Below are 22,611 nucleotides of genomic sequence, written 5' to 3'. Positions count from 1 at the left end.
AGTATTATAACATTTATAAAGTAAAAATCAAACAAAATTCTATAAAAAATGCACTTTTGCAATAAACATCTATTATATTTGACTTTATGATGAAAAGAAATTAATATAATATTAATACAGACTGTTGACAAACCCTGTTTATGTCATCCTAAACGCAGTGAAGGATCTGACGAGGTCTAAAATTACACTTTGTAATCAAGCTAATTAATATATTAATACAAACGGAGGTATTATGAAAATAACAGGTGTTGTAGCTGAATATAATCCATTTCACATGGGGCATGAATATCAATTAAAAAAAGCACGAGAATTGTCACGCTGTGACGGCTTAGCAGTTGTTATGAGCGGAAATTTTGTTCAGCGTGGTGAGCCTGCAATAATTGACAAGTTCAAACGTGCAGAAACTGCTATTTATGGTGGTGCTGATTTAGTCATTGAGCTTCCAATGCCATTTTCATGCCAAAATGCAGAAATGTTTTCTTTGGCTGCAATAAACGAACTAAAAAAACTTCCTGTAACAGCCTTAAGTTTCGGATGTGAAAGTGATAATACTTTACTTTTAAAAAAAGTTGCTGAAGCACAGCTCAATAGTCCCATATACAATAAAATGCTTAAAGAAGAAATGAAAAATGGAATATCATATCCCAATGCTTTATCGAATGTTTTAGTTTCTTTATTGGGTGATTTAGCAAAAGAAGCCATAATTTCACCTAATAACGTTCTTGCAGTAGAATATATAAAAAGCATGATAAAATACAATTTAAATTGGGATATCGTACCTGTAAAACGAATAGGAAAAGACCATAACGATAAAAATCTTACAGGACATTACGACAGTGCTACTGCTATCAGAAAAGGCATATTAAACGACTCTTGTGAGTATTCCTGCTCACTTACTCCGGCTAGCATAGAAATGCTTGATAAATTTTATGAAAAACATGAAAGTTTTAATAAATTAAATAATTATTTAGATTATTTGTATTATAAAATAATAGATATTGGAATAGACGGATTGAATGATATATATGAAGTTTCTGAAGGATTGAACAATAAAATTTATACTAATATTTTCAAGTATGACAACATAGATGATTTTATTATGGCTCTTAAATCAAAGAGATATACATATTCTAAATTAAGAAGGATGATATTAAATATAATTTTAGGCATAACGTATGATGACATAAATGATTTTATGTTACCTTATAATCAAAATTATATTAAAATATTAGCTTTTAATGATGTGGGTAAACAAATTATTAAGTTAGCTCAAAATACTGGAACTGTAACAATAAATCGTTATTCAGACTATAGAAAGAACAATATTTTTGCTGATAAATTAAATGTTTTTAAATTTACAAATAAATCTACTGATTTGTTTTATCTGCCATTCAAAAACAAAGAAATTAATCAAGAATACACGCAAAATGCAATATATGTTAAAAATAAATAATAATCATATAACCTCCACATATACAATAAAATATGTTATGGAGGTTGTATTATGTTCAAGAGAAACTTAATACCTATTTCAATTTTAGTATTAATATGTTTTTTCATTATGAAGCCTGAAATAGTATCCGAAGGAGCATTTAACGGACTTAAAATATGGGTTTATAATATAATTCCATTCTTATTTCCAATATCAATACTTTCCAACATTTTACTGCAATACAATTTCTTATACAGCTTGTTTGAACGCATATCTTCAATTTCTAATAAAATATTTAAAAGCAAATATGCTCTTATTCCATTTTTCATTAGTTTTATTTCAGGTTATCCATCAGGAGCAATGGCAGTGAATATAATGGCAAATAACAAAAGAATAAATGAAACGGAAGCCAATTACTTAATTGTGTTTGCCAATGACTGCAGTTTTCAATTCATTGCAGGTGCTGTATCTTTTTCAATGCTTGGAGATTTCAGTCTGTATAAATATATAGCAATTCCCCACTTTCTTGGAGCAATAATACTTAGTTTATTAATGGTTAAAAACGAGCCTAGGTTGTCCATGAGTATGAAAGCAAAACAAAAGTCTGTCACTTTTAATGAAGCATTCAGCAATGCAATTTATAAATCTGTAACAGGCATATTGTCAGTAGGTGGAGTAATAGTTATTTTTTCTGTACTTTCCAAGTTTTTTGACAGCAGTATAAAATCACTCACTCTATTGCTATCCTTAAACTCAAATATGAGCCAAATTATTTATTCATTGCTTGTAGGTTCTTTGGAAATTACAAACGGCTGCAGTATAATATCATCATCAACTTCTATGCCAATGGAAATTAAACTACTTGTCATTAACTTTCTAATAAGCTTTTCAGGAATGTCAGTAATTTTTCAAACAATGGCTGTAATAAATGAATTTAAGTTTAATATAAATAGATATATTGGTTATAAATTTATTCATGGAATAATATCTGCTCTTATATATATAGCGATGCTCATTTTTATATAATAGAAAAGTTCTCTTCCTATGGACATAGGTCCCCCTAGAGGGAGTTGCATAGCAACTCTTTTTATATAATATATTGATAAAAAATGATAAAATAGGTATAATGAAATTAAAAAAACAATAAGGTGATAAAATGATAGATGTTACACTAATTGGCACCGGAGGCATGGTACCTCTTCCTGACAGGTTTTTAGCATCCTGTCTCATTGAATATAACGGTAAATCAATTTTAATTGATTGCGGTGAAGGAACTCAAATTTCCCTTCGTAAAGGTAAATTAAGCATGAGTAAAATTGATACTATATTAATTACCCATTGTCACGCGGATCATATATCAGGTTTACCCGGTCTTTTGCTCACCATAGGAAACAACGGACGAACAGAACCCTTAAATATTATTGCTCCGAGAGGAAGCGCAAAAATAATAAACTCACTGCTTATTGTGTGTGGATATCTTCCTTATGAAGTAAGAATTTCAGAACTTCATGATACAAAACCGGTTGAATTTGAACAGATAGGTTTAAAAATCACTTCTATTCCATTAAATCATCATATAAACTGTGTTGGATACTCAATGGAACTGTTGCTCAAGTCTCATTTTCAGCCCGACAAGGCAGAAAAACTTAATATTCCCGTTAAATTTTGGAGAACCCTTCACAATGGAAACAACGTAACAGTTGATAATAAGACAATCACTCCAGACATGGTACTTGGTGAACCAAGAAAGACTGTTAAGATATCCTATGTAACCGATACAAGGCCTGTTAAAAATATAAATGATATTGTTAAAAAATCCGATTTGTTTATATGTGAAGGAATGTATGGTGATGATACTCAATATGACAATGCCGTGAAGAAAATGCATATGATATTTTCTGAAGCTGCAAATATAGCTTTGGAAGCTGAAGTAAAAGAATTGTGGCTTACTCATTTCAGCCCTTCTATGATAAATCCTGAAGACTATATTAATTTTGCTCAAAATATTTTTCCTGATACATACATTGGACATGATTTAATGAAAAAAACAATAAAAAATTAAAAACGAGATTCTTCGGGCATACACTGTGCAGCGAAGAATCTCATTTTTTTATTTTTTACTTTTAAGTCTTTTAAGTCTGAAAAAGTCTTCTCTTTCTTTTTCCTCTAATACTTCTTGAATATATTTGACTTGTTCCTTATATTTAGGAATTTGTACGTATTGCAATGCATTTGTTCTTTTTTTAGTCTTTTGAATTTCTTTTGCAAGTTTAAATATTGAATTTTCTAATTCTGCCAATTCATAAATTTTTTCTTTTACATTTATGAACTTTTGTCTTGATTCATCAAGAAATGTATTAGAACTATAAATTCCATACGTTGGAAAAAAACCATCGTCAGACTTATATTTTATTGTAGGAATGTCAATACCCATTACACTTTTCAAAAGAACATCAAAATCTTCTTCTTCTGGTGAACTGTAGCTAATATCTTCAACATTTTTAACACCCAATGTAATATTAGCTTTTTGTAAGACGTCATATGCTTCTTTCAACACATTAAATTTTTCACTATTCACTACTTTCGCCTTATTAACGAGCACCATCATTTCCTTAAGTAAAACATTCCTTTTTTTATCTAGAAGTTCATATCCTTTTTTAGAAAGTGCAAGGGATGACTTCGCCTTAATTAAGTTTGATTTAGTAGGTGCAACTAAGACTGCCATAACTATCTCTCCCTACCATAATCGTAATATTTTTCTACTATATCTGCCTTAACACGATCCAACTCAGTTACTGGAAGAATAGATAAAATATGCCATCCTAAATCTAAAGTTTCTTCTATACTTCTATTTTCATTTTTTCCTTGAGCAATAAATTTTTCTTCTAGCTCGCGTCCATAATCCAGATATAATCTATCCAAGTCACCTAAATCATCTTCACCTATAATTTGTGACAAACTTCTAATTTCCTGAACTTTAGAATACGAAGCATAAATTTGACTTTGCAAGTCAGAATGATCCTCTCTCGTATAATCAGCTCCTATACCATCCTTCATTAAACGTGAAAGAGATGGAAGAACATCTATAGGTGGATAAATTCCTTTGTGATTAAGTTCCCTGTTTAAAACTACTTGACCTTCAGTGATATAACCTGTCAAGTCTGGTATAGGATGTGTTATATCATCATTTGGCATAGTAAGTATCGGTATAAGAGTAATAGAACCCTCACAACTCTTCAACATACCTGCTCTTTCATAAATAGTTGAAAGGTCGCTATATAAATATCCAGGATACCCTTTACGAGATGGAACTTCCTCTTTAGCTGATGACACTTCACGCAATGCTTCTGCGTAACTAGTCATATCCGTGAGTATTACCAATACATGCATATTGTGCTGGAAAGCAAGATATTCAGCAGCTGTCAATGCACATCTCGGCGTTGAAATTCTTTCAATTATAGGGCTGTCTGCAGTATTGATGTACATAACAACATGATCTAATACCCCTGCAGCCTCAAAGCTTTTTCTGAAGTAATCCTCATCATCATGTCTAACACCCATTGCTCCAAAAACAACAGCAAAATTTTCACTTGTAGCTCCCTTGATTTTTGCTTGCTTTACTATTTGTGTAGCTAATTCATTGTGTGACATACCATTTCCTGAAAATATTGGAAGCTTTTGACCTCTGATTAAAGTCATTAAAGCATCAATAGCTGATATACCGGTTTGAATAAAGTTTCTAGGATATCGTCTAGCCACAGGATTAATTGGTCTGCCGTTAATATTTTGTTTGTATGAAGAAATTATTTGGAATGCATTATCAATAGGTTCTCCAACTCCATTAAAGGTTCTACCAAATATTTCCTTTGATAATGGTATAGCTAATGGTTCACCGGTAAATTTTACAGATGTATTATCAGTTGCTATACCTGTAGTACCTTCAAAAACCTGAGCAATAACCTTGTCTCCTTCAATTTTTATAATTTTACCTTTTCTGGTTAGATTATTGTCAACCTTAATGTTAATTACTTCACCATAAGCAACTCCTTCTATACCAGAAAGAACTATTAATGGGCCTTCTATCTTATTTAATTTTAAGTAATCTCTTTTCATCTCAACACTCCCTACTCGTACTTTTGTCTTAAACCACTGAATGTTTTAACTATTTTGTTTATTAAAACATCTAATAGCTCTAATTTATCATTTGGAATGTCATATTTAATTTTCAAGATATCTTGAATAACTGTCTCGCTTCTAATTACAGAAAGAGGAATGCCGATTTTAACGCAACGCAGTGCTTCTTCATAAAATACATCTATTACCTGAAGCATTTTATATTGTTTTTGCAAAACAACATAAGTATCCTCTGGATGAAGGGCGTTCTGCTGTAAAAATCCCTTTTTAATTATTCTTGCAGTTTCCAAAACAAGAGCCTGATCGTTAGGAAGTACATCTTCTCCTACAAGTTGAACAATTTCATTTAATTTTTCTTCTTCCTGTAAAAGAACAATCATTTTATGTCTCAATTTCATCATATCATGACTGACATTTTCTTCGTACCAATCTTCCAGCATTTCAGCATAAGCGCTATAACTTGTTAAATAATTTATAGCAGGATAATGCCTTGCATATGCAAGCTTTTTATCCAATGCTAAAAATGCGGTAACAAATCTTTTAGTATTCTCCGTAACAGGTTCTGAAAAGTCTCCTCCAGGAGGTGATACGGCACCAATAATTGTAACCGAAGCTTCTTGCCCGTTTAAAGTTTTAACGCAACCTGCTCTTTCATAAAACTCTGCCAGTCTTGATGGCAAATATGCTGGATATCCCTCTTCAGCAGGCATCTCTTCAAGTCGACCGGATATTTCTCTGAGTGCTTCTGCCCATCTGGATGTTGAATCTGCCATTATTGCAACATCATAACCCATATCTCTATAATATTCTGCCATTGTTATACCAGTATATATACTTGCCTCACGTGCAGCAACCGGCATATTAGATGTATTGGCAATCAATACAGTTCTTTCCATCAAAGGTCTGTTTGTTCGAGGATCTATCAGCTTCGGAAATTCTTCCAAAACATCTGTCATTTCATTTCCACGCTCTCCACAACCTATGTAGACGATGATATCTGCATCACACCACTTTGCTAACTGATGCTGTGTAACAGTTTTTCCAGTTCCGAATCCTCCCGGCAAACCTACTGTACCACCCTTTGCTATAGGGAAAAAGCTGTCAATTACTCTTTGACCTGTAATTAAAGGTTTGTATATAGGCAATCTGACTTGTGCAGGTCTTGCTTTTCTTACCGGCCATTTAGTGCATAATGTTAAATTAACAGTCTCTTTGTATTCATTTTCTAAAACAACAACTGTATCATTTATTTTGTATTTACCATTTGCCTTTATATCCTTAACTGTTCCTGCCACACCGTAAGGAACCATAACCTTATGAATAATACTATTAGTTTCCGGTACAGTGGCATAAATATCGCCTGCTTTTAACTTATCTCCAACTTTAACAGTTATAGTTACTTCCCATTCCTTTTTATCATCAATTGACAACAATCCTATACCTTCAGGTATAAAATCTTGAGAAATAGTCTGTATTATATTAAGAGGTCTTTGTATACCATCAAATATATTACCTATCATTCCAGGACCTAAAGTTACTGATAAAGGCGTACCTGTCGATAATATTTTTTCTCCTGCTTTTAATCCTTCTGTCTCTTCATAAACTTGAACTGTAGCAATGCTACCTTCTATGGAAACAACTTCGCCGATAAGCTTTTGTTCACCTACTGTAACCATTTCGTTAACTTTAAATGATCCCATATCGAGTCCTTTAACAACAGGTCCATTTATTGAATTTACGATTCCTTCAATATTAACCATTGTAATCACCTGCCTCTAAAGTTTCAAATACAGTTTGAATAATATATGTCTTATTTCCCTCTAGAATGGCATCGATAGTCATATCTATCTTGAAATTCATTTCATTTACTTCAATAACTAATCCTCCTAATATATTGTTATTAGGTTTAAATGCAACTTTATTAACACTATTGTCCTTCAAAATTTCTTGTTTTAATACATCGCTGTATTTATCAATATCATTTTGAGTTGCATAAATAATAAGCTCATAATTATTAGAATTCTCTATTTCTCTGTATGAATTTTTAAGAGCATTTAATAAGAATGATTTATATTCTTCAGACAATGTGAATTCAACCAGTTTCTTTTTTAAATCAACAATGAAAGCTTCATAATATTTCTCTTTCATTGATATTATCTCTTTTTTTAAAAAGATTCTAGATTTACTTTCACTTTCAACTTTTTTTGCTTCAGCCTTTTTTCTTGCTTTTTCTTCTATTTCTTTTGCTTCTCTGTCAACTTCTTCTTTATTCTTTTTCAGTTTTTCCGCAAATTGATCATCAAGTTCCTTTAAATCAACTTGAAATTTTTCATTCATAGATTGTTTTAGAAGTTTGTTGAAAAGCAATAATTTCTGTTCTATAGTTCCCATATATCACCTCATATACGAATGCCAACAGATTCTCTGATATAATTTGCTATGGCATCGCCTTTTCTTATACTTCCACGCCTATCAGGGATTTCTAAAATTAAAGGAGTTTTACTTTTCAATTTAAACTCAATTAATTCATCCCCTATCATATCGGCAACATTTTCATTAAGAATTAGAATACCTATTTTCTCATCTTTTATTGCCTTTCTGAATTCCAAAATCGCATTATTCTTATCACGTACAATAACTCCATTGATACCAGCCAACCGCAGTCCCACCCATGTATCTTTGCTATTGCTAATTAAAAAAGATTTCATATCATCTCTCTTTTCGTTTATTTATACAAACAAAATCAATATAGAAATAATCATTCCATAGATTGCAATACCTTCTGCCATACCTACAAATATTAAAGTCTTACCAAGTATAGATGAATCCTCTGATACAGCTCCTACAGCTGATGAACCAACTGTTCCTACTGCTATACCTGTACCTATTGTTGCAAGGCCTGTAGATAATGATGCTGCCAAATATTTAAAACCTTCACCTAATGATATTCCAGGAATAACTGCAGCTGCAGCTTCAGTTGCAGTTTCTGCAAATACATTTCCACCTGTAATAGTTGAAACGATAGCTCCAAGCATAACTAATCCAAATGCTGATACTGTAGTTAATATAGCTTTTTTAATACTTCCTTTTTTACCGTTCTTCATTGCTTTGTAACCATAAACAACTGTTCCTACTGCTATTGCTACTGCTAATATTATTAATAAAATTTGCATAATTTTTATTTCCCTTCTAATTTTATTGTATTTTTATTATTTTTTATTATATTTTTTATTATATTTTTAATTTGATAGGTTTAAAATCAACACCATCACCCTTGAAGAATTTGCTGAACATTTCGTAATACTGAAGACGAAGTCCCTGTATAAACACTATCAACCCTTCAAGCGTTAAAATAAGTACATTTCCTACAGCTAAGATAAATATTTTTAAGAAAATATTATCAACCATTTCCGACATTACCATGAAAGCTAAAAATAATCCTGCATGGTTCAGTGCAAAAGCGCCCACACGCACGAAAGATATTGAATTACTCAAAGTGCTTAATATTGTTTCTACTTCTTCAAAAATACTTTCAGTAAAATATTCGCTCGCTCCATGGTGAAACAAAGGCTTTTTTTTCAATAATAAATTCGTAATAGGTTCTTTTAATACCATGACTACAAGACTTATTATAAGGAATATAATTGGTATAATTATTGGTAGATTGATAATCCCCGTCAATGAAACTAAAGTTATTATAAAACTTATGAAAAATAAATAACCAAACGCGCCATTTTTGCCGAACAGCCCTTCTTCGATATTTTTATTTTTCATACAATTAATAATTCCATAAACATATGAAACAGTCAATACTATTATCCCGTATCCAATACCTACTAAAAGAATTTTAGGTATATTATCCGGACTTAAAGGACCACCTTCAATTAAACTAGGAAGCCAAGGAAGTTCATGTTTTTCAAGTCCAAATAGACTTCCATAAACGAAACCAAAGATAATTGAGCTACCGCCAAGACGCATCAGAACCTGAGCAGCTGCGCCTAATTTCTTTCTTAGGAAAAAACCAGCAAGAAAATACACAAGACCCTGACCAATGTCGCCAAACATAATACCAAAAGCCAGACAGAATGTCAAAGCTAAAAATGGTGTTGGATCAAGCTCGTTATACGCGGGCAATCCGTACATTCTTACTATCAATTCAAAAGGTCTTGTGAACCAATTATTTTTTAACATCGTAGGGACCAGAACCTGATTATGTAATTCCTCTGCTGATCTTTCAGTAACAATATATTTCTTTGCAACTGAAGCAATCGATTCCTTTACCATATCAACTTGACTTTTCTGCACCCAGAAATTTATCGTCAATATATTGTGTTCAAAATTATTCTTTTCTGATATATCAATTATTTTTTCTTCAAGTTTAAAATAATTGTATATTTTAATTAACTTTTCCTTATTATCTTCCCTATAAGTTTCTGTAACCCTCGATAATTCATTTATCTCTTTATTAAGATTTTCTATCTTTTTATCTATATCCTCGATTGCCTTCAAAGGAGTCACCTTTATGCTTTCCGGCAATTCAAGTTTATTCCAACTGAGAGATTTTAATAAATTATTTGTTTCGTTCTTGAATTTTCTTGGATATATAACCATGTATAAATCAGTAGCACATGACTTGGTATCTCCAATTCTAAACACTATAGCAGTTAAATTTTCATAATTTTTCTTTAAACGCCATCTGTTTTCACGAGACAGCGACCCAATTTCGTAATCAAAATATTTCATGTCCGCTATCTTATCAAACTCAATTCCTTTATCTGCTATACAATCGATTTTTTGTCTATAAATTTGAAGTTCTTGAATTTTCTTTTTCTTATCATTGATTTCCTCTACAGTATCACCAATGGTTAGTTCAATATCCTGTAAATCGTCATAGGCATTATAAATAGTGTAATTTTTATCTGCAAGAATTTTTTTGTCAAGCTCTAAATCAATATTTAACCCATCACCGATTTTCTCGATACTTTTAATGCAGTCGCCACACCTATTAATTATGTTTTCGTTCTTCAAAGAATCCTCATCAGAAGAAGAACCTATATACTTTGATTCTAATTCATACTGATGAATATTATAATAGTTTAAGTAGGCCATACTGTTTTCGATATTTAAGTTTAAATGTACATTTTCATTTAGTGCAAGTTCCTTAATAATTGAATGTGTATCAGTTATAGACCCAACTATTTTCAGAAGAACCATTTTTTCAATAGCCAAATTTAATTTTCCTCCCTTCGTAATATAATATGCCAACAAATAACTTTTTTTGGCATACTGTATAATTAAAACAAATCTTTATCTAACTTTGTTGGAACTGCAATATCAATTTCTTCTTCCGTTCTTTCTTTTATGAAAAATTGATTAGAAACCTTACTGATTAATTCCTTTGCTTTATCAACTTCGTGATTTTGTATCCATACATTTAAAGCAAATACATTATCTCCATTATCTATTCTGTTAGATATTTCATCAATCTCTTCTTCAAGCTTTAAGAAATTATAAATTTTCAACAGAGAATCTTTATATTTCTCCCTATTGAGTTCTATAATACCAGATAATTCATCAATATTATTTTGAAAAACTTTAATTTCTTTATCAATCTGTCCGATTATATCTGCTAAATTTCCGTATAACTCTTCCGGAACTTGAAGTTTATTCCAATTTAGTGATTTTATAACATCACGATTTTCCTCAAATTGTTTCGGATAAATTATCATATATATATCTTTAGCAATTGAATTAATGGAACCAATTTTCAAAATAACAGCACTTATATTTTCATAATAATCTTTTAAACTTATTCCATCATCGTGAGACAACAAACCAATTTCACATTCGAAATATTTCATATTTAGAACTTTATTAAGTTCAATAGTTTTATCAATTATACAATCCAAATTCTCTCTATAAACTGAAAGTTTTTTAATTTGATTTTTATTATAATTGATTTTTTCTACAACAGAACCTACAGATGCCTTAATTTTCATCAAATCATCTTGTACAATTTTTATGTTGTAATCATCACTCATAATTTTTGTATCTAAAGATAATGGTATATCCAAATCATTACACAATTCTTCTATTTCATTAATTGAATCCTGAATTTGAAAATCTTCCGTTTTCTCAGTATTCACCAAATTTAAGTTGTCGATTTCAGATTCAAATTGATGAATAATAAAATAGTTATTACAGCAATTTTCACTATCAACAATTAGATTCAAATTAACATTTTTACTTAATATAAGCGCTTTTAAAATAGAATGCATGTCTGAATTTGTACTAACAATTGTTAAAAGCACCTTATTTCCCTTAGCCAAATTATTACGCCTCCCTATTTAAAACCTACACGCCAATATTTCTTTCAGCTTATCTCTTGACATATTATACGTAATTCCTTCAGTAATAGTTGTCAAATCAACAATTATTATACTTAATAAATAATAATAAGAAATTACCGAACCGATACCCTTATAATTGTTTTTCTTAAGATAATTTATCATATAAGAACATACTGGAACATTATTATAAGAATCATAAATCTCTCCAAAAAAATCACGTTTAAAATAGGATTTTACCAATTCATTAAATTCTTTGTCCGTTTTAGCATAAGAAAGCTGCTTCAACCTACTGTATGTTATATTTTTGCCGTCTCTCAAACTGTAATTCAATATTTCCTCAGGACTAATTTTATAATAATTGCGAGCTCTAGAAATCCATTGAACATTCATTAAATCAATTTTAAAACCAATTATATCTTTCGCAATTTCCATATCATCTTTTTTAAGATTGTTAGCTTCAGCAATTAGAGTGCTATAAAAAATAATATGTAGCTTCATTTCTATGTGGAACTCACGTTTTATAGCATCTTCATTCGTTAAATTTCTTAATTCTGAATAATATGGAGTTCCCTTCAATCCTTCAGTAAACTGTATTACATTTTTAGACTCAATAAGCTTGTTAAATTGAATGCTTGTAAATTTTTCAGAATGAATGAACCTGTCCTCGATACCTTCCAAGCTTTCCTGTCTTGCAATTTTTCGTAAAATCAAACTTAAATCTGCAATTTCGCTTTCTAACAACATCACCTTGATGAAATCCTTGTAAGGTCCCGAAAAATAATGTATCAAATCTTCCATTTCTAATGATTTAAACTTACCAAGTACGGCTTCCAACCGTTCTCTGTTAATATCACTGTTTTTTACACTTTCTAATACGTTTTTAAATTCGCTGTTATCAGTCAAGTAATTTTTTATTTGGTCAACTGTGGAATATTCTAACATTTTATCCCAATCAATATCATTTAAAATATGTCTTTTCCTTGCATGAATTTTAGTATTAACAGCATCATATGCCATATAAGGGTTCATATTACCTCCCCGATACAAATAACTTATCAAGTGTCTTGCTAATTAATGCTTCTCTTGAATTTAAATAACTTTTTTCTATTTCCGCAGAAATTTGTTGAATTTTTTCTTTTTGAACTGTGTCATTGTTTTTTATAAATGCTTCTGTTTCTTCATATAGTGCTTGCGAATATTTTTTAGCATTTTCTAATTTTTCATTACGATAGCTTGCTAAAATATCTTCGTATTCTTGCTTTTTCTTTAACAAAGTTTCTTCGTTTCTACTTTTGCTTTCGTCAGCTAAATTATCAATGTTAATAATTTGATCAATTATCTCCTTCAAGTAACCACTCCTTGTCTAAATTTTTTTTAACAGCTACTCATTATAGCATTCTTTTTTTTTTACTTCAAATCATAAAATTTGACAATTAATCACATTAAACCAATATTAACAATAAAATCTAATTTATTCACAGATATACTACCATATAATCTAAATTACTCCATTTATCTTAAAATTACGTTCTTTGTATATTGACAAATTTATATCTCTTGATAATTTCTATTTTTGATATAAAATATAATTGAAATATTTTACACAAAACTTTATTATGCAACTACCGAGATATTAACACGTTTAACTACTTTTTTTAACAATTATATTAATGGGAGGTATTTTAATGAATGCACAAAAATTTACACAAAAATCTCTAAAAGCTATTCAAGATGCTCACGATGAAGCAATTTCTCACTCCAGTATGCAAATAGAGCAAGAGCATTTATTGTATGCTCTAATAACCCAGGAAGGCGGTCTTATAGGACAGCTTTTTACAAAATTGAACATAGATACAATTAAATTTCATGCCAAATTAAAAGAAATCATTGAAGGAATACCCAGGGTTACAGGACCAGGCCGTGAAAGTGGTAAAATTTATATCGCTCCTGATGTAGATAAAATATTAATTGAAGCTGAAAACCAAGCAGAAAGGATGAAAGATGAATTTGTTTCAGTAGAACATATCATGATTTCACTTCTTGATGCTCCAAAACAAAATCTCAAACAATTGTACAATGAATATGAACTTTCTTTAAACAAGTTTTTAAACTCTCTATCTTCTGTAAGAGGAAATACAAGAGTTACTTCAGATTCTCCGGAATCAACTTACGACGTTCTTTCAAAATATGGTTCAGATTTAGTTGAACTGGCTAAAAACAACAAGCTTGACCCTGTTATAGGTAGAGATTCTGAAATCAGAAACGTTGTTCGTATTTTGTCAAGAAAGACCAAGAATAATCCTGTTCTTATTGGAGAACCCGGTGTAGGCAAGACTGCCATTGCAGAAGGTTTGGCAATACGCATAGTGAGAGGCGATGTACCCGATAATTTAAAGGAACGAAAAATATTTTCATTAGATATGAGTTCATTAGTAGCCGGAGCAAAATTTCGAGGTGAATTTGAAGAAAGGCTTAAAGCAGTTCTCGAAGAAGTTAAAAAAAGCGAAGGTAAAATTATATTGTTTATTGATGAACTCCATACAATAGTGGGAGCAGGAAAAACTGAAGGAGCAATGGATGCAGGCAACATGCTTAAGCCAATGCTTGCCAGAGGAGAACTTCACTGCATTGGAGCAACTACGTTAAATGAATATCGACAATATATAGAAAAAGATGCAGCGCTTGAAAGACGATTTCAGCCTGTTATAGTTGATGAACCTACAGTTGAAGATACGATTTCAATTTTAAGAGGCTTAAAAGAAAGATATGAAGTATTTCATGGTGTAAAAATTCAAGATCAAGCTCTCATAGGTGCAGCTGTTTTGTCAAGCAGGTATATTTCAGACCGTTTCTTGCCCGATAAGGCGATTGATTTAATTGATGAAGCGTGTGCTATGATTCGTACAGAAATGGATTCCATGCCTTCTGAATTAGATGAAATTTCACGTAAAATAATGCAGCATGAAATAGAAGAAGCAGCATTGAAAAAAGAACATGATAAAATTTCAGACGAACACTTAAAAGAAATACAAAAAGAACTGGCCGATGTGAGAGCAAAGTTCAAAGAAATGAAAGTAAAATGGGAAAATGAAAAGAATGCCATTTCCAAAGTTCAAGGTCTTAGAGAAGAGATAGAAAAAATGAATACAGACATTGAAAAAGCTGAAAGAAATTATGACTTAAATAAAGCTGCCGAATTAAAATACGGCAAACTTCCTGCTCTTTTAAAGTCTTTGGAAGAAGAGGAACAAATTGCAGAAAAGGCGCAAGGAAAAACAACTTTATTGCGTGACAGAGTTACAGAAGAAGAAATAGCAAGAATTGTTGGACGTTGGACAGGAATACCCGTTTCAAAACTAATGGAAGGTGAAAGAGAAAAAATTTTAAGACTTGATGACATACTTCACCAAAGAGTTATAGGACAAAATGAGGCAGTTGAAAAAGTGACTGAAGCCATAATTCGTTCAAGAGCAGGTATTCAGGATCCAAACAGGCCTATTGGTTCATTCTTGTTTTTAGGTCCTACAGGAGTTGGTAAAACAGAACTTGCAAAAGCATTGGCAGAATCTTTGTTTGATGATGAGCACAACATTATTCGTATTGATATGAGCGAATACATGGAAAAGTTTTCTGTTTCTAGACTAATTGGAGCCCCTCCCGGATATGTTGGTTATGAGGAAGGCGGTCAGCTTACTGAAGCTGTAAGAAGAAAACCATATTCAGTAGTACTTTTTGATGAAATAGAAAAAGCACATCCTGAAGTTTTCAACATATTGCTTCAAGTTCTTGATGATGGACGCATAACAGATTCTCAAGGAAGGACTGTGGATTTTAAAAATACAATAATAATTTTAACTTCAAATCTTGGTTCTAATTATATATTAGAAGGAATTAAAAGCGGAGAAATATCAGAAGAAGCTAAAGACGAAGTGAATAACCTGCTTAAGCATCAATTCAGACCTGAATTTTTAAACAGGCTTGATGAAATTGTATTTTACAAACCTTTAAGTAAAACAGAAATTTCTTCAATAATAGAATTAATGTTTAAAGATCTTCAAAGAAGATTAAAAGATAAACAACTTACTGTTTCACTAACAGAGAGAGCAAAATCATACATTGTAGACCAAGGGTATGACCCAATATACGGAGCAAGGCCGCTGAAGCGTTATATTCAAAGAAATGTTGAAACTCTAATTGCAAGAATGATAATTTCGAAAGATTTAGAGCCTAATACAAATTTAGAAGTCGATTATGATGGAAACCACCTTATAATTAATTAAGATTCAATAATTAACAGTAAGCAAAAAAGAGCGGATTTCCGCTCTTTTTTATATGAGACTTTTATTGTTTACTAGAAAATGCCTAGTCCAAAGAAGTCATCTAACTGACCCATCAATACGAAAAGGATTCCGATTGGAACAATGAACTTAAAGCAGATATCCCAGAAAGCATAAGCTTTCATTTTGATACCGCCTTCTTCCACTTCACTCTTAATAATATCAGTTTTAAGTATCCAACCTATCATTACAGACATCAAGATTGCGCCTAGAGGCATGAATACACCTTCGGCAATCATGTCATAAAAGTCCAGCCAGCAGTCAAATGCAACACGGACCTCACTCATGCCGAACATAACAGCAGGAATATCAATAGTCGCTCCGCCTGCTACACCTGAACCAAGTCCATCCAAACATACCGGAACACCAACAGCGAATACCACAAGTCCAGTAATAATAGTTATCATCTTACGATTTGCTTTTACACCCTTTGAAACATTTCTATCAATAAAGAATGCTGTACATACCTCCAGGAGTGAAATAGATGAAGTAACGGCTGCAATGAACACAAGAAAATAAAATACAAAACCAAACAAATTTCCTATGAATCCGCCCATACCAACGCTAAATACCTGATGCAGCGTAACAAACAAAAGTCCAGGGCCTGCTCCGAAAGAAATGCCTTCAACGCCTTGAGACATGAATGCACCAACGGCCGGCATAACAGCAAGACCAGCGAGCAAGGCAAAAATTGTATCCGCAATAGGAATAATCAAAGCATTTTTTTCCAGATTTTCACTCTTGCTAAGGTAAGATCCGTAAGTAATCATGCACCCCATACCAAGTGACAGTGAGAAGAACATCTGACCGGCAGCCGTCTTTAGAACCTTCATGAAACCTATCTCTGAAAAAGCAGCAAAGTTTGGAGCAAACATGAATGCGACACCTGTAGAAGCTCCTTCTAATGTAAGACTTCGAATGATTACAATCAACAGCATCACTAGCAATGCAGGCATAGCGATTTTAGTAAACTTTTCAATACCACCAGAAATTCCACCCATAACGATAACAATTGTCAAACCCATAAATATTGCATGAAACATAACATTTGCTCCGCCATTGATGATAAAGGATCCGAAAAATTCGCCGCTTCCCATTCCGCCAAAACCAGCGCCTTTACTGAAGATCTCCATCAAAAATCCTAATGCATAGCGAAGTGTGTATCCACCAAGTACGCTGTAAAATCCAAGAATCAAAAAACCTGAAAGAAATCCCAGCCAACCAACCCATGCAAATTTTTTGTACAAAACTTTGTATGTTCCGATAACACCAAGACCTGTCTTACGTCCCAATGCTAGTTCTCCAAGCATAGTCGCAAAACCAACAAACGTAACCATCGCCAAGTATACAATTAGAAAAGCAAAACCTCCGTTAGCTCCCATTTTGTATGGGAATCCCCAAATATTGCCCAATCCAACTGCAGAACCTACAGCTGCCATCAAGAAGCCAAAGTTACTACCCCATTGACCTCTGCTATTTTCATTATTCATAATTACACCTTCCCTTCTAAATTTATAAATACTGTAAAAACCCTTTATTAACAAAAATCAATTAAATACATTAATTTCTGATAATAACACAAAAACCATACTAGCATTATAGCTTAGTATATTAAAAAAAACCATCTCCTCCTTTATCAAATTATTTTTAAAATTAAATCTATTTTATTATAGTATAAAACGTTTTCTTTGTCCAGCAAAATTTAAGCATAATATTCTAACAATATATTAATATTCCATAATATTACATAATATTAACAATATAAATAGAAAAGTTTTAACTAAAAAAAGATTCTAAGTCCATTTTAGACTAAGAATCTTTTATTGTTATCAAAATCACTATTTATTTCCTATTGAAAGCAGCAAGTTCAATACAATTCCCACAACAGCTGCTGTTGCAATTGCTGGCACTTGAATTCCAAACATAGGAATCATTCCGCCTTTAAATCCAAAACTTCCGCCAAGTCCAACTACTAATATTACTGCAATTACAGCAAGATTTTTAGAACTGAACATGTCAACTTTTCTGTCCATCATTATTGTAATACCTTGTGCTGCTATAACACCAAATAAGTAAATTGACAGTCCACCGATTACTGATGTAGGTATTGAATAAATTATATTTATAAGAGGTGTAAAGCAAGATATTATCATTGTTAAGATGGCTGCCAATATGAGTACAGCTACTGAAAAGTTTTTAGAAATTGCCATTGCGCTGATATTTTCACCATAGTTTGTACCGGCTGGTCCGCCAATAAAACCTGAAATCATATCTCCAATACCATCACCTATTAAATTTAAGCCAAGTTTATTTTCAATATCATATTTTTTAGTAACGCCCTTCTTTTTTGCCAGGTCATTAACATAAATATCAAGTTGATAAACATGTGCTGTTGATTCAGGAATAGTGGCGATTGCTATTGGCATTATAGCTACTACTGCGGTCAGAGATGGTTTAGGGAAAGTGAATATTGGTAATGTAAGTATTCCTGATGACTGAATAGTGTCAAATGATATAAACGGAATCCCAGTTACACTTCCAATTATCACAGCTACCATATAACCAGTAAGCAAACCAAACAATATTGGCAACTGGCTTAATTTACCTTTTAAGTATACAGAATACAATATAGTTGAAATTAAAGTTATAATAGCAATTAACCATGCCATGCTTCCCGCCAATGAAGCTTGACTTTCTGCAACTACTGCCGGATATGTTGCTGCATTTGTCATTGCGTTCGCCGCAAGTGACAATCCAATAATCATAGCTATGCTCCCTGTTACTGTAGGAGGAAGAACTTTGTCTATTTTATCTTTTCCTGAACGTTGGATTACATAACCTGCTATTATTGAAACAAATCCTGACATTATTATTCCAAATTGTGCTATTGAAATTTTATCGTTCAAAGAATATGCGGCAAATGCTTCAGCACTCATAATTGAAGCTATTGCTGCTATATAAGAAAAGCTCGAACCGTAGTAAAGTGGAATTTGTCTTCCTGTAACCAATATGAATCCTAATGTTGCTAAACCGCTTGCAAAGATTGTTGTTGAAACATGAAACCCTGTAATAAGAGCAACTAATACTGTTGCCGGAAACATTACGACAATCTGTTGTAATGCAAAGAATATAAGTCCTATAATTGGTGGACGCTCATCTGGCAAATAACCAAACACTTCGTTTTTTGATGACATAACTACCTCCATAATTTTTTTGCATTTAACCCTCCAAAATGGGGTTAGGGCATTTCACAGTCTCATTCACAAATTTATTTGCTCACTTCGTTCGCATAAATTTGGAATTCGTTGCGTTTGACCTACCAGCCATTTTTTAGAAAAAAGACTCTAAAAAATGGGGTTAGGGCATAAAAAAATCCTAACCGACCGTCAGGATTATTATACGCAAATTCAATCTACCTATACAAATCTTGACGGCATCACAGTACCGAGTTAAAGACCAATTTTTAAAAGTATACCACATATAAATATCTAAGTCAATTCCATATTTTTATAGAATTATATGTTATTTATTAATATGGATTTCTTATATTGTCATTGTCACGAAATTATGTAAAATAAAGGAAAAAGGGAAAGCAACAATATTTCAAACAATACAAGCCTTCTTGAAGATTGTTTGCTTCTAAAACTAAAATATTCACCTGTAATGGAATCCAAAATATCCATCCTGTTTGCTAAAACTACATATCTTTCATCTAATTCGAAAAAGTTACTAAACTTATCAAATATTTGCCTTGATTCAATAGTTCTGTTAAATTCCGAAGGTCTGCCCAGAAGTCTTACACTTTCAATACTTCTATATTTAAACCTTATGCATTTTGCAATGGTTGAAATCACTTTTCTTGTATTTGCTCTTAGATAGCCTTTATTTAAATACATCAGGAATTTACCAGCTTCATCCAAAACACCTGAGAGTTCAGTTTCTATCTTATATAGTTCTGTTGATTTTGCTAAAATTGTTGCAACCAAATCATCTATATTTTTATTATATTGATACTTTGCATCATCATCTTCCCATAAGTATACATATCCATCGCTTGATACAGCCATCACATGGGTTTCATTAAATTGAGAAAGTAATTTATTATCCAACTCTACAAATAACTTTTTCAAATATTCCAGAAAAATATAAATTTCGTTCTGTTTGAAATTTAAGAATGTAATACACCCAAACTTATATAAGTAAACAGATTTTTTTTCTGAATTATATTTAAGTATTTTTTCAATTTCTGTACTCTCTATTTTAATATATTCCTTCCACACTGCATCTTGTTTTATATTAAAAAAGGAAGCTATTTGAGCGAGAGGCAATTTTGTTGCAGCTTTATATGTATAAAAAATTATTTTTTCCATAATTCACCTGCCTTACTTCAGCAAATCAAGGAGCATAAGAAGCACTTCAATAACAATAAGAATAACCACTACCCATTCAACAAATAATCCACGTATAGAGTGACTTATCGAAGCAAGTCCATCTATTATACTTTTTAATATTTCAGTCTTACTTTTAATTACTTCATAACGGTCATTCAGTTCGAAAAACTCAGACATTCTTTCGTAAAAATGTGCAGCATCGCTGTTTGCCCAAGTAATGTCTGGCTTATCAAGAATCATTATATATGCAATTGTATTATATTCATGTCTTACAATTCTTGATGTTGTTCTTGCAAGCTCTTTGTTTCCAATATTCAATTTACCTTTTTCAAGATTATCAATTTTACTTTCAATATCATCAAGAATTCTTCCAAGCTGTTTTTCTATTCTTTCCAATGCTACAGATTTAGCAATTACAATTGAAATAAGTTCTGGATAAAACAACTCCAAATTCGGAATTTGAACATAACTGTCTGTAAATTCAACTTCTTTGTCCTCAGCATAATGAAGAGCATAGTCATCTTGAAACATAGTATATTGTGTTATGTTTATATCCGATTTTATTTTTTTTAAATAATTCATAAAAATCTCAGTATGATTTACGTTTGAATTAATGAAAACTATACTTCCGAATGAAAAAACAAGTATTTTTTCATTTTCACTTGCTTTTTCACCAATTATTCTTTCAAGCACACTCTCATTAAGAATAAGAGGCTCCTCCCATGTATACTTCTTTTTAATATTGCATTCTACAGCAATTTTATTCAAATCAATTTCATTTGTCACTGCATAGGTTTTAAATTTTAAATCATTCATATTATTCACCTCTTTCAATGCTATTTGTAAATTTAGCCTACTGATATCTAGTCATTAATATTATAACCTCATAATCAATAATTAAGCTATTATTGAAGTTGACTATTAATCTACTCTCTTATCTCCGAAAAAGAAAAGTGCCACAGTTCCAGGCCCTGTATGAGAACCTATTACAGTTCCAACGCTATTAATCATTACAGGTCCATTAAGATGCTTGAATTTATTTTCTATTAAATCAGCAACTTTTCGTGCGTCTTCATAACATGCTGAATTGGATATAAAGCACTTACCTGAATAGTCTACGCCATCTTTTGCATGTTCTTCCATCATTTTAACAATTTCAGCTATTACATGCTTTTTCCCGCGGAATTTCATTCTTGGAATGAGTTTTCCGTCATAACTCATATTCATCAACGGGCATATATTCAGCAAGTTTCCAATAATTGCTGAAGTTGATGATATGCGTCCACCACGTTTATAATGTGTCAGATCTGTAGAAAAAAACCAATGATGAATATTAAGTTTGTTTTCTTCTGCCCAAGTATAAATATCTTCTATTGTTGAACCATTGTCACGCATATAAGCTGCCGAATCTATAAGCAAACCATAGCCTGATGATGCGCCTAATGAATCCACCAATAAAATTTTTCTGTCCGGATATTTTAATAAAAGTTCATTTTTTGCGATACAAGCAGAATTGTAAGAACCTGATAACCCTGAGGAAAATGAAATATGCAAAATATCTTTGCCGTCTTTTAAAAACGGTTCAAAAAAGCTTATATATTGACCTACATTCACTTGTGAAGTAGTAGGCATTGCACCTGTTGAAATTTTACTGTAAAATTCTTCAAAAGACATTGTTTTTCCTAAGTCATCCGGATATTCCTGACCATCTATATTATAATGAAAACAAACAAATGGCACATTTATTTTTTCAAAATATTTGTTTGGCAAATCTGCTGTTGAGCAGCAAGTTAAAACATATTCTAACATATACAACACCCCTTTGTTTTGTTATTAAATAATTTCATATGAACTCCCCCCATCTGTTCAAGGTAGTGTCAATAAGACACTCCTCTTTTTTTATTAAAAACTTTTATTTTCAAGGGTTACAGAATTTTTTAAAATAAAAAACAATGACCCCCTATTTT

The 22,611-nt window shown here is 31.7% G+C and carries 19 protein-coding genes; 4 read left to right on the top strand and 15 right to left on the bottom strand.

Annotation, left to right across the window (positions count from 1 at the left end; all coding sequences use genetic code 11):
* Positions 1 to 232: 232 nt before the first annotated feature.
* From SA378_RS09070 to SA378_RS09060, 3 genes are all read left to right on the top strand, one after another.
* Positions 233 to 1,453: a nucleotidyltransferase gene (locus SA378_RS09070; protein ID WP_318525671.1), complete on the top strand. Its 1,221-nt coding sequence runs from the start codon at positions 233 to 235 to the stop codon at positions 1,451 to 1,453.
* Positions 1,454 to 1,504: 51 nt separating this feature from the next.
* Positions 1,505 to 2,458 (top strand): hypothetical protein, encoded by a 954-nt coding sequence (locus tag SA378_RS09065; protein ID WP_318525670.1) that lies wholly within the window; start codon positions 1,505 to 1,507, stop codon positions 2,456 to 2,458.
* A 130-nt stretch (positions 2,459 to 2,588) separates the two neighbouring features.
* Positions 2,589 to 3,494: a ribonuclease Z gene (locus tag SA378_RS09060; protein WP_318525669.1), complete on the top strand. Its 906-nt coding sequence runs from the start codon at positions 2,589 to 2,591 to the stop codon at positions 3,492 to 3,494.
* Positions 3,495 to 3,542: 48 nt separating this feature from the next.
* Here the strand turns inward: SA378_RS09060 and SA378_RS09055 are convergent, their stop codons facing one another.
* From SA378_RS09055 to SA378_RS09010, 10 genes are all read right to left on the bottom strand, one after another.
* Entirely contained in the window at positions 3,543 to 4,157 is a 615-nt protein-coding gene (locus SA378_RS09055) for a V-type ATP synthase subunit D (protein WP_318525668.1), read from the bottom strand.
* Positions 4,158 to 4,159: 2 nt separating this feature from the next.
* Positions 4,160 to 5,545 (bottom strand): V-type ATP synthase subunit B, encoded by a 1,386-nt coding sequence (locus SA378_RS09050; RefSeq protein WP_318525667.1) that lies wholly within the window; start codon positions 5,543 to 5,545, stop codon positions 4,160 to 4,162.
* 11 nt (positions 5,546 to 5,556) lie between these two features.
* Positions 5,557 to 7,326, bottom strand: a complete 1,770-nt coding sequence (locus SA378_RS09045) for a V-type ATP synthase subunit A (protein WP_318525666.1) — start codon at positions 7,324 to 7,326, stop codon at positions 5,557 to 5,559.
* Entirely contained in the window at positions 7,319 to 7,957 is a 639-nt protein-coding gene (locus tag SA378_RS09040) for a V-type ATP synthase subunit E family protein (protein ID WP_318525665.1), read from the bottom strand. The genes SA378_RS09045 and SA378_RS09040 overlap by 8 nt, the downstream gene beginning before the upstream one ends.
* Positions 7,958 to 7,965: 8 nt before the next feature.
* The gene (locus SA378_RS09035; protein ID WP_318525664.1) at positions 7,966 to 8,274 is read right to left on the bottom strand and encodes a V-type ATP synthase subunit F; all 309 of its coding nucleotides are present in this window, start codon (positions 8,272 to 8,274) and stop codon (positions 7,966 to 7,968) included.
* A gap of 21 nt (positions 8,275 to 8,295) precedes the next feature.
* The gene (locus tag SA378_RS09030; RefSeq protein WP_318525663.1) at positions 8,296 to 8,739 is read right to left on the bottom strand and encodes an ATP synthase subunit C; all 444 of its coding nucleotides are present in this window, start codon (positions 8,737 to 8,739) and stop codon (positions 8,296 to 8,298) included.
* Between the two features lie 58 nt (positions 8,740 to 8,797).
* Positions 8,798 to 10,795: a V-type ATP synthase subunit I gene (locus SA378_RS09025; protein ID WP_318525662.1), complete on the bottom strand. Its 1,998-nt coding sequence runs from the start codon at positions 10,793 to 10,795 to the stop codon at positions 8,798 to 8,800.
* 65 nt (positions 10,796 to 10,860) lie between these two features.
* Complete coding sequence (locus tag SA378_RS09020; RefSeq protein WP_318525661.1) at positions 10,861 to 11,895, bottom strand: hypothetical protein; 1,035 nt, start codon at positions 11,893 to 11,895, stop codon at positions 10,861 to 10,863.
* A gap of 18 nt (positions 11,896 to 11,913) precedes the next feature.
* On the bottom strand, positions 11,914 to 12,945 hold the full coding sequence (locus SA378_RS09015; protein ID WP_318525660.1) for a V-type ATPase subunit: 1,032 nt from the start codon (positions 12,943 to 12,945) through the stop codon (positions 11,914 to 11,916).
* Position 12,946: 1 nt separating this feature from the next.
* Positions 12,947 to 13,264, bottom strand: a complete 318-nt coding sequence (locus SA378_RS09010; RefSeq protein ID WP_318525659.1) for a hypothetical protein — start codon at positions 13,262 to 13,264, stop codon at positions 12,947 to 12,949.
* A gap of 337 nt (positions 13,265 to 13,601) precedes the next feature.
* Between SA378_RS09010 and clpB the strand changes: the two genes are divergently transcribed.
* Entirely contained in the window at positions 13,602 to 16,196 is a 2,595-nt protein-coding gene (gene clpB / locus SA378_RS09005) for an ATP-dependent chaperone ClpB (RefSeq protein ID WP_318525658.1), read from the top strand.
* A gap of 71 nt (positions 16,197 to 16,267) precedes the next feature.
* Here the strand turns inward: clpB and SA378_RS09000 are convergent, their stop codons facing one another.
* The 5 genes from SA378_RS09000 to SA378_RS08980 form a co-directional block, all read right to left on the bottom strand.
* A complete protein-coding gene (locus SA378_RS09000) occupies positions 16,268 to 17,743 on the bottom strand; it encodes a sodium-dependent transporter (protein ID WP_318525657.1) in 1,476 nt (491 codons plus the stop codon).
* Between the two features lie 348 nt (positions 17,744 to 18,091).
* Entirely contained in the window at positions 18,092 to 19,447 is a 1,356-nt protein-coding gene (locus SA378_RS08995) for a uracil-xanthine permease family protein (protein WP_318525656.1), read from the bottom strand.
* Positions 19,448 to 19,810: 363 nt separating this feature from the next.
* Positions 19,811 to 20,623: an RMD1 family protein gene (locus SA378_RS08990; protein ID WP_318525655.1), complete on the bottom strand. Its 813-nt coding sequence runs from the start codon at positions 20,621 to 20,623 to the stop codon at positions 19,811 to 19,813.
* Between the two features lie 12 nt (positions 20,624 to 20,635).
* The gene (locus SA378_RS08985) at positions 20,636 to 21,460 is read right to left on the bottom strand and encodes an RMD1 family protein (RefSeq protein ID WP_318525654.1); all 825 of its coding nucleotides are present in this window, start codon (positions 21,458 to 21,460) and stop codon (positions 20,636 to 20,638) included.
* 105 nt (positions 21,461 to 21,565) lie between these two features.
* Positions 21,566 to 22,453, bottom strand: coding sequence for a DegV family protein (locus SA378_RS08980; RefSeq protein WP_318525653.1), 888 nt, complete (start codon positions 22,451 to 22,453; stop codon positions 21,566 to 21,568).
* Positions 22,454 to 22,611: the final 158 nt, after the last annotated feature.

The organism is Sedimentibacter sp. (genome assembly GCF_033447055.1).
Classification (GTDB): Bacteria; Bacillota; Clostridia; order Tissierellales; family Sedimentibacteraceae; genus Sedimentibacter.
The sequence above is the reverse complement of the archived record's forward strand: the minus strand, read 5'-3'. Positions and strand labels throughout refer to the sequence as shown.

Bases quoted from the DNA above. Each gene is read 5' to 3' on its own strand.
- SA378_RS09060 (WP_318525669.1), top strand. From the start codon at position 2,589: ATGATAGATGTTACACTAATTGGCACCGGAGGCATGGTACCTCTTCCT.
- SA378_RS09000 (WP_318525657.1), bottom strand. From the start codon at position 17,743: ATGAATAATGAAAATAGCAGAGGTCAATGGGGTAGTAACTTTGGCTTC.
- SA378_RS09065 (WP_318525670.1), top strand. From the start codon at position 1,505: ATGTTCAAGAGAAACTTAATACCTATTTCAATTTTAGTATTAATATGT.
- SA378_RS09070 (WP_318525671.1), top strand. From the start codon at position 233: ATGAAAATAACAGGTGTTGTAGCTGAATATAATCCATTTCACATGGGG.
- SA378_RS09030 (WP_318525663.1), bottom strand. From the start codon at position 8,739: ATGCAAATTTTATTAATAATATTAGCAGTAGCAATAGCAGTAGGAACA.
- SA378_RS09015 (WP_318525660.1), bottom strand. From the start codon at position 12,945: ATGAACCCTTATATGGCATATGATGCTGTTAATACTAAAATTCATGCA.
- SA378_RS08980 (WP_318525653.1), bottom strand. From the start codon at position 22,453: ATGTTAGAATATGTTTTAACTTGCTGCTCAACAGCAGATTTGCCAAAC.
- SA378_RS09045 (WP_318525666.1), bottom strand. From the start codon at position 7,326: ATGGTTAATATTGAAGGAATCGTAAATTCAATAAATGGACCTGTTGTT.
- SA378_RS08985 (WP_318525654.1), bottom strand. From the start codon at position 21,460: ATGAATGATTTAAAATTTAAAACCTATGCAGTGACAAATGAAATTGAT.
- SA378_RS09050 (WP_318525667.1), bottom strand. From the start codon at position 5,545: ATGAAAAGAGATTACTTAAAATTAAATAAGATAGAAGGCCCATTAATA.
- SA378_RS08990 (WP_318525655.1), bottom strand. From the start codon at position 20,623: ATGGAAAAAATAATTTTTTATACATATAAAGCTGCAACAAAATTGCCT.
- SA378_RS09035 (WP_318525664.1), bottom strand. From the start codon at position 8,274: ATGAAATCTTTTTTAATTAGCAATAGCAAAGATACATGGGTGGGACTG.
- clpB (WP_318525658.1), top strand. From the start codon at position 13,602: ATGAATGCACAAAAATTTACACAAAAATCTCTAAAAGCTATTCAAGAT.
- SA378_RS08995 (WP_318525656.1), bottom strand. From the start codon at position 19,447: ATGTCATCAAAAAACGAAGTGTTTGGTTATTTGCCAGATGAGCGTCCA.
- SA378_RS09055 (WP_318525668.1), bottom strand. From the start codon at position 4,157: ATGGCAGTCTTAGTTGCACCTACTAAATCAAACTTAATTAAGGCGAAG.
- SA378_RS09040 (WP_318525665.1), bottom strand. From the start codon at position 7,957: ATGGGAACTATAGAACAGAAATTATTGCTTTTCAACAAACTTCTAAAA.